14 protein-coding genes are annotated in these 13,084 nt (G+C 33.4%); 1 reads left to right on the top strand and 13 read right to left on the bottom strand.

The window, feature by feature from the left end; genetic code table 11:
* Positions 1 to 102: 102 nt before the first annotated feature.
* From JJQ60_RS12535 to JJQ60_RS12565, 7 genes are all read right to left on the bottom strand, one after another.
* Positions 103 to 840: a PepSY domain-containing protein gene (locus tag JJQ60_RS12535; protein WP_201920348.1), complete on the bottom strand. Its 738-nt coding sequence runs from the start codon at positions 838 to 840 to the stop codon at positions 103 to 105.
* A gap of 7 nt (positions 841 to 847) precedes the next feature.
* Complete coding sequence (locus JJQ60_RS12540; protein WP_201920351.1) at positions 848 to 2,107, bottom strand: PepSY-associated TM helix domain-containing protein; 1,260 nt, start codon at positions 2,105 to 2,107, stop codon at positions 848 to 850.
* Positions 2,108 to 2,166: 59 nt separating this feature from the next.
* The gene (locus JJQ60_RS12545; protein WP_201920354.1) at positions 2,167 to 4,320 is read right to left on the bottom strand and encodes a TonB-dependent receptor domain-containing protein; all 2,154 of its coding nucleotides are present in this window, start codon (positions 4,318 to 4,320) and stop codon (positions 2,167 to 2,169) included.
* Positions 4,321 to 4,444: 124 nt separating this feature from the next.
* Positions 4,445 to 4,825, bottom strand: coding sequence for a hypothetical protein (locus JJQ60_RS12550; RefSeq protein WP_201920358.1), 381 nt, complete (start codon positions 4,823 to 4,825; stop codon positions 4,445 to 4,447).
* Between the two features lie 117 nt (positions 4,826 to 4,942).
* Entirely contained in the window at positions 4,943 to 5,392 is a 450-nt protein-coding gene (locus JJQ60_RS12555) for a PaaI family thioesterase (protein ID WP_201920361.1), read from the bottom strand.
* Between the two features lie 31 nt (positions 5,393 to 5,423).
* Entirely contained in the window at positions 5,424 to 6,080 is a 657-nt protein-coding gene (locus JJQ60_RS12560; protein WP_201920364.1) for a DinB family protein, read from the bottom strand.
* Positions 6,081 to 6,139: 59 nt separating this feature from the next.
* On the bottom strand, positions 6,140 to 6,751 hold the full coding sequence (locus JJQ60_RS12565) for a trimeric intracellular cation channel family protein (protein WP_201920367.1): 612 nt from the start codon (positions 6,749 to 6,751) through the stop codon (positions 6,140 to 6,142).
* Positions 6,752 to 6,913: 162 nt separating this feature from the next.
* Between JJQ60_RS12565 and trxB the strand changes: the two genes are divergently transcribed.
* Positions 6,914 to 7,882 (top strand): thioredoxin-disulfide reductase, encoded by a 969-nt coding sequence (gene trxB, locus JJQ60_RS12570; RefSeq protein WP_201920370.1) that lies wholly within the window; start codon positions 6,914 to 6,916, stop codon positions 7,880 to 7,882.
* A 145-nt stretch (positions 7,883 to 8,027) separates the two neighbouring features.
* Here trxB and JJQ60_RS12575 read toward each other — a convergent pair whose 3' ends face one another.
* The 6 genes from JJQ60_RS12575 to JJQ60_RS12600 all read right to left on the bottom strand — a co-directional run bounded on the left by JJQ60_RS12575 (position 8,028) and on the right by JJQ60_RS12600 (position 13,072).
* Positions 8,028 to 8,891, bottom strand: a complete 864-nt coding sequence (locus JJQ60_RS12575) for a GIN domain-containing protein (protein ID WP_201920374.1) — start codon at positions 8,889 to 8,891, stop codon at positions 8,028 to 8,030.
* A 128-nt stretch (positions 8,892 to 9,019) separates the two neighbouring features.
* Positions 9,020 to 9,544, bottom strand: coding sequence for a nuclear transport factor 2 family protein (locus tag JJQ60_RS12580; protein WP_201920377.1), 525 nt, complete (start codon positions 9,542 to 9,544; stop codon positions 9,020 to 9,022).
* 133 nt (positions 9,545 to 9,677) lie between these two features.
* On the bottom strand, positions 9,678 to 10,397 hold the full coding sequence (locus JJQ60_RS12585; protein WP_201920380.1) for a head GIN domain-containing protein: 720 nt from the start codon (positions 10,395 to 10,397) through the stop codon (positions 9,678 to 9,680).
* Positions 10,398 to 10,464: 67 nt separating this feature from the next.
* The gene (locus JJQ60_RS12590; protein WP_201920383.1) at positions 10,465 to 12,216 is read right to left on the bottom strand and encodes a PspC domain-containing protein; all 1,752 of its coding nucleotides are present in this window, start codon (positions 12,214 to 12,216) and stop codon (positions 10,465 to 10,467) included.
* A gap of 1 nt (position 12,217) precedes the next feature.
* Positions 12,218 to 12,553, bottom strand: coding sequence for a PadR family transcriptional regulator (locus JJQ60_RS12595; RefSeq protein ID WP_103866433.1), 336 nt, complete (start codon positions 12,551 to 12,553; stop codon positions 12,218 to 12,220).
* A gap of 66 nt (positions 12,554 to 12,619) precedes the next feature.
* Entirely contained in the window at positions 12,620 to 13,072 is a 453-nt protein-coding gene (locus JJQ60_RS12600) for a DUF4870 domain-containing protein (protein WP_201920386.1), read from the bottom strand.
* Between the last annotated feature and the right edge of the window lie 12 nt (positions 13,073 to 13,084).

A 13,084-nucleotide genomic window follows, 5' to 3' on the forward strand; every position in this document is an offset into this window, starting at 1 on the left:
CTGAATTATAATCTGAAATACACAGAAAATAATTATTGTCATCAGTATATATGATAGCATGTTACTATTGTTTTTTTACTGTTTTCTTTGAAAATAACGGTTCTATGGTTTTCTTTTTTTATTTAATGTTTTGGAGGTTAATACATATAATGTAAATCCAGAAAGAATGGTGAAAATTCCGAAGAGTGAAAATGCACGTAATACTATATTATTAAAGTTATCACGCTCTTGGTAATCCATAGTATGCAGCATCCATAAAAAATCAAAAACTCTCCATTGATTACTTCTAAACGTTTGTACATTACCATATTTTTTTGATATGTATACCGTCGTGTTTGCTGGGTTACCATAAGTAATAGCATAAGCAGGTAGTGGTCGCCCTCTATACTCATGATGATTTCCGGTTTTGATCAAATATTCAATATCTGTAACTGTGGCTTCAATATTTAGTTTATTATTTGCTACTTTGATAGCCTCCTGCTCGTTAAGAGGTTTTCTAAGTTTTCCATTTTCTGCATTAATAAGTAAGACCTCATTTTTTCCTTCATTTGTAAATTGAAGACGATAAATTGGTTCTTCTAAAATTGTTGTTAGTTCAAGAGAAATAAGACTATCTGACTGCTTAAGATGCTTCAATAAAAAATCTGAAGGAGAGAGGTAAGTAGCTTTGTTTGATAAATATGGCTTTTCATTTTTTAGATTATCTCCTCTAATTTTATCAATATTGGTCCAACTGAAGTAAAGCCCACCTAAGGTCCATAATAAAAATTGAATTCCTAAAAATGCACCTAGATATCGATGCCATTGGCGAGTTAATCGCACTAATTTGCTTTTTCTCATGATCTCATTAATCTGTTAACGCTATACTGCGTTTCTTTCTTAATAACTTAATATAATCAAAGATAAAAAGTATGATAAGGCTTATTCCAAATAATGGAAATATAAAGCCCAAAACTATTATAGTTACTATTATACCATACCCTACTTTGAAAGCAGCAGGAACCTTAGGAACGCCCCAAGAGCCTTTTCGTTTTCTCAAAATATAGGAAATCAGCCCAGAAATACTCATTGTCGTTAGTGCAATAGCGGTTATTAGCATTAACCACCAGTTCCATGCTCCAAACTCACCTTGATGAAAAGCCATAACCCACATCCTACCGCGCATAAGAACACCAACATCATCCCAGGCATTAGATAAGATTTGTTTCCCAGAGTATTGGTCAAAATGAATCTTTTTTTGAGTGTTAAGATTTGAAGGATTTAGGTTTGAAACGCTAAACACTCCTTTTGGCCCTTTTGGGAAATGTAAAGTTACTATACCCGATAATTGAAGGGCTTGTGCTTTGGCAACCATTTGATCCAAGGTTAACGGTTCTTCTTTAGGTTGTGATTGCAAATGGCGACCTTCCCAAGTTTTAGGAAATCCAGTATTTGTTATCTTCTGAAGTTCTTTGAAATTTGAACCAAAAACATCGGTCCATGGAAAACCACCTGCCAAAATCAATATGAGTAGACCAGAAATCCAAAAACCAGTTATCGCATGCGCGTCTCTAAAAAATATTCTTTTCCCTTCTTTAATTCTGGGAATAAAAAAGCCTTTAGCACTCCACTGTCTAGCGGGCCACCAAATATATAGTCCTGTTAGAATCAATACAACCATCCAACTTGCAATTAGCTCTACGATTTTGGTGCCATATTTACCCATCAATAGTTCGCCATGTAATTTTCTAATTTTGAACATGTCGGTGTTTCTACTTATAATCTCTCCAGAAACGTTTCCGTTATATGGGTTTACATACAAACTACTTTTGCCACCAAAACGGCCAGAAACAAATTGGGTAGCCTGGTTTGCCTTAGTTGTTAAAACAACGCTATTAGGTTTTTTGATCGCATTTGAATTGGCAATTTGCCATTGCTCTTGAAGAGAAATTGGGGCTCCTTGTACTACAACTTCTTTAATATGTTGTTGTCTGGGGGTTTCATAATCTGATTTAAAAAGATAGATTCCTCCAGTGATAGATAGTAAGATTATAAAAGGAAGAGATATCAAACCAGCAATGAAATGCCACTTCCAAAGCCATTTATTTAGTTTTTCATTTTTTTTCATCTTGTTTATATAATTAAACCTCATGAGATCTTTTTAATCTCATGAGGTCTTGTTACTAATTAGAAATTATATTTAGCACCAAAATGAAATGCTAATGGGTTACCAATTGTATAGCTGTTTTCTCCTCTAAATCGGTTAAACGAAGCTCTTGCGGCATATAGTTCATCAAAAATATTGAGTGCATGCCCCCATACTTCAAAACCTTTGTAATTAATATTTACTCTAAGGTTAAATACATTATGTCCATCATAAATTGCAGTCTCAAAAGTGCCATCTTCATTTTCAATCTGCCCTTCAAAACTTGTGTTATATTCACCAACTAACTCATGCTCGGCTGTGACGCTAAAACCAAGGTCATGATTTACATTTTTACGATATGTAATTAAAGAAGTTCCCAGTAGACTAGGAGCAGTTTCTCTGTCAGTGTCAGAGTAATCAACACCTCGATCAAAAAAATCTATATAACGATGCTGTGCATAACTACCATTATGCGTTATAGATATCGCTTTTATAGGAAACCATGTGATACCATATTCAATTCCATATGATCTCGTTTTACCAGCATTAGTGTTAAAGAAGTTATCATCTTCATCCCTTAATGTGATTAATGTGTTTTCTCCATCAAGAAGATACACCGCGGCATCTAACTTTAATTTTGAAGGTATAGCAAAATATCCTCCTAATTCGTAATTATGGTAGCGACTAGGTTTTATTCCTCTTAATTCATTTCTATTGCGATATAGTGTCGAGACCTGTGGAGGTGTAAACCCTTGCGAATAGTTTGTATATACTCCTGTTGTCCTATTAAAGTTATAATTGATACCAAGTTTTGGAGTTAGATTATTGAAGTTGTCTACAGAATCATCAACTCCTACAACTCCATCTACTAAGTTATCATAATCATACTCAAAATTATCATATCGTAATGCTGTTGTGATTTTTAAAGCATCAATAGGAGATATTTCATATTGGAAAAATGAAGCATAATTAAAAATATTTGCTTCATAATTAAGAATGAAATCATTGGCATTAATGCTAAAATCTAAATTTCTTCCGGTTTCCGGATCAACAATTATATCTGTTGTTTCTGCGACATAATCTTGAGGGGAATAATCAGCAGTGGCACCAATGATTAAAGATGAATTGGCAAATTTAAAATCTAGTTTGTGCTGGATTAAACCAACGTAACTTTTAAACTGGTTAGAGTTTATTTCTCCAGATCCAAAACCAGTAAGTTGCCCAAGCTCTCTAAATTGACGAATCCTGTATGAAGGATTTTGATCCATTCGATTATTTCTAATAATCAAATTAAAGGAAGTTTTATTCTGATCATTCCATAGTTTATCTAATGTTGTTCTGGTTCTAAAAGCAATGGCCTCTCTCTCGGTAAATGTTTGGTCACTTTCATAATTTCCGCTATTGTAATCATCTTCACTTAACGAACCACTCATATCTGATCGATAATCGATAAGGTCAAATACTGTTGTCCATTTGGCAGTGTCATTAAAATCATATACTGTTTTAAATGTGACTGCGGTTTTCTCATAATTACTATGTTCTATAGGCCCATTTTCTCGTTGAACGTATTGCCCTCCCAGATAAAATCCAAATTTCTTACTAGTTTGGTCAGAGACTTCAAAATCATATCGAGTTAACCCAATATCATTTGCTTGAAAACTTACACTACCACTTAGTTTTTCTGATGGGTTTTTGGTAATAAAATTAAAACTACCTCCAATAGATTCGCTACCATAAATACTTGATGCTGGGCCCTTTAATACTTCAATACGAGCAAAAGAAACATCATTCATTTCTAACAAGGCATTATGATTAAATACTGACGTTGGGCGAATTTGTAGTCCATCTTCCAGGTATAAGAACAACGCTTTGGTGGATATTGGAGAACGTACGGCCATAAAGTGCTGTTCATTACTAGCTGCTCTTGAAGTAGACATAAAAACACCAGAAACTTGATTCACTAATTGATCAATACCAAAAGCCTTGGTGTTTTCGATAGTTTTTGCGTTTATAGTCGAAATTGAACCAGGTACTTCTGAACGTTTTTGGACTTCTCTACTTGCAGATGTTACGATAACTTCATCTAAAATTTCTTCAGAGGTTACTTCGTTTATCGTTTCTGCTTGATTTGATTGTTGTGCATGGCTATAGAATCCTATACATAGGAGTATAGCTATAACGAATATTTTTTTCATTAGTTGTTGTATATAGTTGTTTTAGGGACCTATCAACATATTAAATTTCCCTAAAAATTATTCATAATGAGTTGCTTATAAATCCATTGTCGGATTTATAAAAGAAAAATAAGCTTGTATGAATTTATATATACTGCGGTGGGTGGTCTATAGTATCAGAAATCTCCAATAATTGCAGATGATGAGATTTCCAGTTATGTGAAATTATGTCAAAGTTGGTAACGGTATTCTTTAATTGAAATGTGCTCTCCTGAAAGAATAATGGGATAAAGGCTTCAGAAATTAAAGTGGTTTCAGAGTTTTCAGTTGAAGGTTGTTTTTTTGCCTTCATTTGATTCATTAAATAACATTTCCCGTTACAATTTAATCTAGGTCTCTTTTTATTAACACAATACTTTTCTACTATGGTATCAATATTGAGTTGATAATACAAAACAGTACTAATTTCCATTGCTGGTCGTATAGCAAAAGTGGTAAATAATAGTATAGAGAATAAGATTCTCATTGAGACGTATTAAATTTTGCGCAAAAGTACGGATTTAATGACTTTAAATTGCCAAATTAAGCATAAAAGTCCGCGGAAATGAGTATCATTTGTTCTAAAATACAACCTATAGGTTTTTTAGATTTTGTCAGGACTATTTTTGAGTTCTATCAATGTTAATTGAGCCGAAGCACATAATTTCTCTTTATTATTTTTTACAATATATACGTCTGATTTGCAAATGGTAAGTGTTCTTCCATTTTTTATTACATGTGATTTTCCGATGAGTAATTCTCCATCACCTGGGCTCATTAAATTAATTTTGAACTCTACGGTTAAAACAGATGAATTTTCTTCCATTAATGAAAAGCCAGCATATCCTGCTGTATTGTCAGCGATCGTACTAATCACACCAGCATGAAAAAAACCGTGCTGTTGTGTAAGATTACTATCATATGGAACATGTATTTCGCAATATCCGGGTTGTACTGCTATTAATTTTGCATTAATCAATTTCATGAATTGCTGTCGCTCAAAACTTTCTTCTACTTTTGTCTTATAGTTTTTGGTCTTAGGCTGAAACTTCATTATGATGCGTAGTTTTAAGTGATTTTGGATATTATTTTCTGGAGGGTAATCGGCTTCTTATCCATTTAATTTGCCCGTTATGATTGGATTCGTGCTCACAAACATGAAACCATTTGCAATAGTTATTTGTAGGTCCCCATCCCCAATCATTATCCACGGTCATAAGCCATTTGTCATCACGTTTTGCCAATTCCTTTAAGGTGTTTTTACGAATTTCTCTTAACTGAGATAGATAAAAATCTAAACTATTTCCTTTTATTAACTGCCTTGCTCTTTGTCCTAATCCTGATGCTACACCCCATTTTTTTTGATCCTCAGTACTCCAATCTCCCCATTGTTTACCCTCAAAAGTATGAATTTGATAAAAACGTTCTGTAGCGGCAAGATGTAGTAGCATGGCACCTATAGAGTTAGCATTTTGATCGTGTAAATAATCCAGATCTTTTATGGTCATTCCTCTTACAGGCCCCAAAATAACGGATCTCATCCAATTTAGCATAGATACTAAAGTTCCTATCTGAGGTGAAAAACCTTCTTTAGGCCCAATAATATTACTATCATCTTGATTCGAAAAGCGATGAGAAACGGTATTTGCGGATAGTGAAAACATACTTCCTATACCGAGTGTAACTACTGAAGTTTTTTTTATGAAATTTCTTCTATTGACTATTTTGCTTTGATGTTCCATACTACAAACAGATTTATAAAACTGTTTGAAAATCAGTATAAAGGTATCCAAACAGTTCTTTAATTTTTGACTGAAAAAGAGGGTAAAGAAACCTTATTCTTTACTACCAATAATCTAATTATAATAATAAATAAGGTAGTAGAGATGTAAATTATGTTTTGATTAACACTAAGAGAATGTAATGCCATATAGCAAATTCCGCCCGCAATTGATGCTGTAGCATAAATTTCTTTTCTAAAAATAACCGGGATCTCATTACATAAAATATCACGTATGACCCCACCAAAGCACCCGGTCATAGCTCCTAAGGCTATAGAGACTATAGGTTCTAAACTGGCTTGTATTCCAATTTCCACTCCTATGATCGTAAAAATCCCTAAACCTATAGTATCAAATAAAAAAAGAGATTTTCTAAGATAATTTAATTTATTTCTCAAAATAATGGACAAGGTAGTAACGCCTCCTATTAAGTAAATGTACATTGTATTTTGCATCCAGGAAACGGGGGTATTGCCAATAAGTATGTCTCGTACCGTACCTCCTCCTATGGCAGTCACAAATGCAATAATAAAAATACCAAAAAGATCTAATCTTCTATTCATAGCACTTAGTGCTCCTGAAGCAGCAAAGGCAACAGTTCCTAAAATATCCAATACATCAAAAAATGTCATAATCTAATAGAATGGCTTTTATGTTGTCGTAAATTTAAAGGTATATAACTTATATAGGAAAAACTATAGTTGAATTTTATGAGTTAATAACAATTCTTAATAACTTTCATGTAAGGTTTATGATCAAATTGCTACTTTTACATCAGATAAAACGAAATGATTATGTCTGACACAAGAGAAAGAATTAAGTGCCTTATAATAGGTTCAGGGCCAGCAGGGTATACTGCGGCAATATATGCGGCAAGAGCCGACCTTAAGCCAGTTATGTATACAGGTATGGAACCGGGTGGACAATTAACCACAACAACAGAGGTAGATAATTTCCCCGGATACCCAGAAGGAATTGATGGACCAACAATGATGGTACAGTTACAACAGCAAGCAGAACGTTTTGGTACTGAAGTACGTATCGGAATGGTTACTGAAGTTAATTTTAGTACTGAAGTAGGAGGGATCCATAAAGTAACGGTAGACAATACTACTGAAATTGAAGCTGAAACGGTTATTATTTCTACTGGAGCTACAGCCAAATACTTAGGATTACCAAGTGAGCAAAAATTACGTGGAGGTGGTGTATCTGCATGTGCGGTTTGTGATGGATTCTTTTACAAAGGACAAGATGTAGCGATCGTTGGAGCGGGAGATACCGCAGCAGAAGAGGCAACATATTTAGCTAATATTTGTACTAATGTTACGATGTTGGTGCGTAAAGATTATATGAGAGCTTCTAAAGCGATGCAACATAGAGTAGAGAATACACCTAATATAAAAGTATTGTATAATACTGAAGTTGATGAGGTGTTAGGAGATCAGGTTGTTGAAGGGCTTAGAATGGTAAATAATCAAACTGGAGAAAAGACAGAAATTGACATCACAGGACTGTTTATCGCTATTGGTCACACGCCAAATACTCAGATTTTTAAAGGTCAGATAGATATGGATGATACCGGATATATCATAACCGAAGGTAAATCGACTAAAACTAATATCCCAGGAGTGTTTGCCTCTGGTGATGTGCAAGATAAAGAATATAGACAAGCAATTACTGCTGCAGGTACAGGTTGTATGGCTGCATTAGATGCAGAACGTTATCTCGCTACTGTAGAAACTGGAGCCGAAGTTTCTGCATAAAGCATATGAAAAATTGAAAATAAAAAAGCATCGTGATCATATCGCGATGCTTTTTTATTAGTAATAAGGTATATTATAAAATAATAGAACCATTTACCCTTAACTTATACCTTTTGGTAATGCACTCGAAGATGTGTTTATTATTCTAATTAAGCCTAAATTTACTAGGAACGTAGTCTATATTTTTTTTGAATAATGTAGCCTCATTAGAAAAAACATTGATATTGATCTTTGGCTCTCCAAGTAAAAAGATTTCAGCGTTATCAATTGCTTCAATAGTTATTTCTTTATTGGTTAATATATAACAATCACTTGTGCCTTCTGCAATTACAGAAGTTTTGGCTGTACTTAGTTTTTCGCCATAAAAGTTAGTTTCGTTATCTGCCCTTACCAGCATAGATGCTACTTCTCCTTCAAGTTTTGCATTTCCTTTTTGATATAAATCTACTTTAAGACTGTCTGCAGTAACGATTCCTTTTATTTCTGAATTTTCGTTAATTTGATAAACCACTTCTTTTGCTGTAGTATGTATATCAGCATTAGATTTTCCATACGTTGTACAACTTATTTTACCTGAATCTGTGGTTAAAAAAACTTCGGTCAAGTCATTTACCTCTATAGAAAGATCACTCGAAGTAATTGGCGATAATGATTTTGCATTTACTTTATCATGGAGTATAATTTTTTTAAGTTCTGAGGCATATGCGATATCTATATTTAAAGCTTTAGCACGACGTAAATCTTTACTCGATTTTAGGGTTAAAATACCATCAGAAATTTCAAAATTGATGAGTTCGTGTAAATTACTGTCAGCTTCAATTTTTAATAGATTATCACTGCTCTCATCAAGTGTAACTTCAAAATTATCATGTATTTCTATGGTGTGAAAACTTTCTAAGTTATGTTCTTCTGTATTCACTATTTTATTACCCTTAACTTTTTCTTTTTGTCCATATACATTTCCTAATAAAAGAAATGAACCTACAACTACTAGAAGTGATGTCCTCATATTCATGTGAAATTTATAATTATAAACAGATTTTTTTATGTTTAAGTATACTGCTCCGTAAAACTTGTTTACAAATATAAATAGACTCTCGATTTTAGAATAAGTTACAAGGGGATTATAAAGGAACTTTATTTTTTATTAGTGTCTTGTGCTGGTGGTTGATGATCATAGCTCAAAACTCTTGTCATTTTCCATTCCTCATTTTTATTTTGCCATACATGCGTAAATTTGGCGATTTCTGTTAACCGTTCTTCTTTACCTTTTTCTGAAACATAAAAGACATGCTCGCCGGTAATTATAGCCCCATATTTGTTTAAGGGGTATACGTTTATACTTCCTTTAACGGCTTCTCTGCGTACTCTTGGATTGTCTGTATTGCATAGGCTATGCTCTACAGTGTTCATCAACTTTGATAAACCAGAAGTTAGTCCATCTTTGTCATGATAGAATTCGAAATCTTCTACAAAAAAAGTTTTGAACGTGTTGATGTCACATGTATTATAGGATTTCCAAAATTTGGTGTCAAGCTTCAAAATTGTTGTTTTCAGGCTTTCGATATTTTGATTTGATTGCGAATGAAGGGATAATCCTGAGAACAGTGCAATACATAAAGTACAGATGATTGTTTTTCTAAAATTAATTTTTGATAACATATGTTCGTTTTTTGATTGATATAGATTGATGAGATCTATTTTAAATAGAAAAACTGCCTAAGAGAATTTTGAGTGCTATTATTAGGCAGTTTTAACTGTGATTGGTCAATAATTGGTTGGTTAGATTGTCATGTTATTGTCGTCTTATATTTCCTCCTGAGTTATCCACTTCAGATACTTTTTCCGGTTTTCCATAGTAAACAACATCTGCACCACTCGTTGCTTTTCCTGTGAATTCGTTTTTAGCATGAATTCGAATTGAAGCACCACTTGTTGCTTTGGCTTCAGAAACAAGGCTTAAAAGGTCTTTTGCTCTCAAATTGGCTCCACTGGTTGCATTTGCTTTATGAAAATTCACTTTTCCTGATAAGTCTATCATTGCACCACTAGTTAACGAAGAGGTTAGCGTTTCTGCCTTGACGTCTAATTTAATGTCTGCACCACTTGTGGCACTCAGTTCGATATCTTTTTGTACCAAACGCCCTTCTGAAGTTATACTTGCTCCACTGTTTACTTTTAATTGATTGAGCTTGTCATATGAAACATATACGTTTTTTTCGTCTGCAAAATATATGTTTTGATCAGAAGTTACATGCAATGTGTTTTCTTTTACATATACCTCGATGTGCTCGTGTAAGTTTTGATTAGCTTCAACGATTACTTTTCTGTCTTGATCTTTAATTAGAATTACATCTAATCCTCTGCTTGCTTTTATAGCGTCAAAGTTTTCATTAATGGTTCTTTCTTTTTTTACTACTTCTCCTTGTCCTTTAATACCATCAAACACCATATTGCATGAGCAACATGCTAGAGATAAACAAAAGGTTACTAAAATTTTGGCTAGTGTGGTCATAATTTTGCGTTTTAAATTTTTTACTGTTCGTTTTTTGATTGATCTTGCCTTTTGAGCAAAGATTGATTTAATTATCGGTTTTGATTTCTATACCGTCTTCGTCTATTTTTATGTCGACTTCTTCGCTTTTGAGGCGAACACCATCTTCGTCGATTTTAAGATTTGTATTTTGATCTTCTGAGTTGATATTTATTTTTACTTCATCATCATCTTGCCCTTCTTTGTATTCCCATTCATTTTCTTCCTCTGGACAATCATTACATTCAAAATTTCCGTCTACGACTTTGATAAATCGACCTTCCTTGTCATCGATGGTGATATAATCATCATATTTCCATGTGTTGTTATATCGAGAGGTATTTTCTTCGGCAAACACAGTAATTCCTTCTGGCAATGTAAGTATGATATTGATTTCTTGGTCTCTATATTTATTTGAGTAATCTGTAATTGCATACCCATTTAATAATAAGGTGTTGCCTTCTAATTCGTATGCGTACTTAAGATCTTCGGCTCTTTGTGAGGCTTCGTCATAGGATATGCCTTCGGCTTTCTTTTCTATAGAAATACCTACAACAGAATCTCTTTTCGAAGTTTTAAAATATAATTCTACATCTTGAATTACAATTACTCGGTTGCCTTGTTCATCTCTTTTGATTTTATAATCATTTCTATGCTGAAGATGTTTTACATATCTATTGTTGCTCTCCATTCTGATGGTTAATGTATCATTACTCGTAACAGGCAATAGTTTCTTTTCTGTAATAATTTCGGCATCATATGCCTCTAGTGTTGCTTGTCTAACACCAAGAACTGCCAATCCTATTATTGAGATGATCCATACTCCTAATAACCCAAGTTTTGCTGGTGTACCTATAGATTTTAAATTGTTAATCAAAATTCGTAATCCAAGGATAAATAAAAAGAAGAATGGGATTCCGACTGCAAAAAATGTCAATAACGATAATAACCAGAGAGGAGCTTCGGGGTGATTGCCTACTTCAAAATATTCTACCCAAGGGGTATCCATAAATCCGAAAGTTCCTAATGTAAATAATCCAATAAATAGGCTAATTAGCGTAATTCCTGCTACTATTATTAGTAATACACCAATAAACTTTACAAATATTTTCAATAAAACCAGTAGTACATCTCCTAAGGCTTCAAAAAATGTGGTTGAACTACTTTTTACTTTATCACTGTATTTTTGATAGTCTACATTTTTCACCGTATCGGCAACATCATCAAAACCTTCTTTTATTTTCTTTTCGATATTACTAATATTTACAGCTTCTCCTTTCATTGCCAAAAAATCGGCGGTAGTTTTTGCTTCGGGAACAAAAATCCAGAATGCTATATAAATTAGTATAAAGGCTCCACTAGAGAAGATTGTAAATAATATCCAAGCTAACCGAATCCATATAGGGTCTATGCCTAAATAATGACCAATCCCTGAACTTACTCCTCCTACATAAGAGTTGGTCGTATCTCTATAAAGATGTCTTGATGCTTTTGCCTTATCTTGTCCAGCTTTTGGTTCGTCTTCGAAGATTTCTTCATCTAGTCTATAATCCTCTGGTTGCCCCATTACGGCAATGACCTGATCTACTTCTTCATTACCAATAACCTGGCGTTCATCTTTTATTTTTTCACTAAATAATTCTGCAATTCTGGCTTCTATATCAGCAATGATTTCATCTCTCCCTTGCGAATCGGTAAAAGATCGTTTTATGGCTTCTAGATAACGTTGCAATTTTAGGTATGCGTCTTCATCTATATGAAAAAATATGCCTGCTAAATTTATATTAACTGTCTTGTTCATGTTACTTCTTTTTTTGTTTGGTTACCAGATTTACAGCATGTTGTAATTCGTTCCAAGTGGTATTTAGTTCTTTTAGAAATAGTTTTCCGGTTTCTGTGAGTCCATAATATTTTCTAGGTGGTCCCGAGGTAGATTCTTCCCAGCGGTAGCTCAATAATCCGGCATTCTTAAGTCTGGTTAGTAAAGGGTAGATTGTGCCCTCTACGACAAGCATTTTTGCATCTTTAAGAGTTTCCAAAATTTCGGCAACATAAGCATCATCGTCCTTAAGGATAGAAAGTATGCAATATTCCAGAACACCTTTGCGCATCTGCGCTTTTGTGTTTTCGATCTTCATAAAACTAATTTTTAAAAGTTAAACTGTTCATTTTTTGATTGATGATTGATGGTTAAAGATTGATGATTATTTTATAAATCGTATACAAAGAGGGTACTTGTATGTTTCGCCCTTATTTGCTTTTAGTGCTGCTGTGATAATAAAAATTATTTCCAGAAAAAACCCTATCAAGGCAATTATGCCTATAAATGAAGCACCTATAAGTGTTCTAAATCCTCCAGGGTTTGAAAAATTAATTGAAATGTCATTAAAATGCAGCAAGTTTGAAATTGTGGCATCTCCAAAAACATTAAAAATGAAGAATGGAAATGAAAACATGCCTAGCAAAATAGTATACAATAGAATACTTAATTGAAAATTAATAGCCTCTTTGCCATTGGTATCTATAAAATCCGATTTGTCTTTGTTAGTCGTCCATAAAAGAATGGGAACAATAAAGTTTCCAAAAGGAATAAAGTATTTTGAAAATACTCCTAAATGTATAAAAGTGGAAATATTATTATGATTAGTAGCTGTCATTTTTAAAAGTAT

Source organism: Aquimarina mytili (genome assembly GCF_016735115.1).
GTDB lineage: Bacteria > Bacteroidota > Bacteroidia > Flavobacteriales > Flavobacteriaceae > Aquimarina > Aquimarina mytili.

Bases quoted from the DNA above. Each gene is read 5' to 3' on its own strand.
- JJQ60_RS12555 (WP_201920361.1), bottom strand. From the start codon at position 5,392: ATGAAGTTTCAGCCTAAGACCAAAAACTATAAGACAAAAGTAGAAGAA.
- JJQ60_RS12575 (WP_201920374.1), bottom strand. From the start codon at position 8,891: ATGAGGACATCACTTCTAGTAGTTGTAGGTTCATTTCTTTTATTAGGA.
- JJQ60_RS12600 (WP_201920386.1), bottom strand. From the start codon at position 13,072: ATGACAGCTACTAATCATAATAATATTTCCACTTTTATACATTTAGGA.
- JJQ60_RS12590 (WP_201920383.1), bottom strand. From the start codon at position 12,216: ATGAACAAGACAGTTAATATAAATTTAGCAGGCATATTTTTTCATATA.
- JJQ60_RS12540 (WP_201920351.1), bottom strand. From the start codon at position 2,107: ATGAAAAAAAATGAAAAACTAAATAAATGGCTTTGGAAGTGGCATTTC.
- JJQ60_RS12580 (WP_201920377.1), bottom strand. From the start codon at position 9,544: ATGTTATCAAAAATTAATTTTAGAAAAACAATCATCTGTACTTTATGT.
- JJQ60_RS12585 (WP_201920380.1), bottom strand. From the start codon at position 10,397: ATGACCACACTAGCCAAAATTTTAGTAACCTTTTGTTTATCTCTAGCA.
- trxB (WP_201920370.1), top strand. From the start codon at position 6,914: ATGTCTGACACAAGAGAAAGAATTAAGTGCCTTATAATAGGTTCAGGG.
- JJQ60_RS12545 (WP_201920354.1), bottom strand. From the start codon at position 4,320: ATGAAAAAAATATTCGTTATAGCTATACTCCTATGTATAGGATTCTAT.
- JJQ60_RS12535 (WP_201920348.1), bottom strand. From the start codon at position 840: ATGAGAAAAAGCAAATTAGTGCGATTAACTCGCCAATGGCATCGATAT.
- JJQ60_RS12565 (WP_201920367.1), bottom strand. From the start codon at position 6,751: ATGACATTTTTTGATGTATTGGATATTTTAGGAACTGTTGCCTTTGCT.
- JJQ60_RS12595 (WP_103866433.1), bottom strand. From the start codon at position 12,553: ATGAAGATCGAAAACACAAAAGCGCAGATGCGCAAAGGTGTTCTGGAA.
- JJQ60_RS12560 (WP_201920364.1), bottom strand. From the start codon at position 6,080: ATGGAACATCAAAGCAAAATAGTCAATAGAAGAAATTTCATAAAAAAA.
- JJQ60_RS12550 (WP_201920358.1), bottom strand. From the start codon at position 4,825: ATGAGAATCTTATTCTCTATACTATTATTTACCACTTTTGCTATACGA.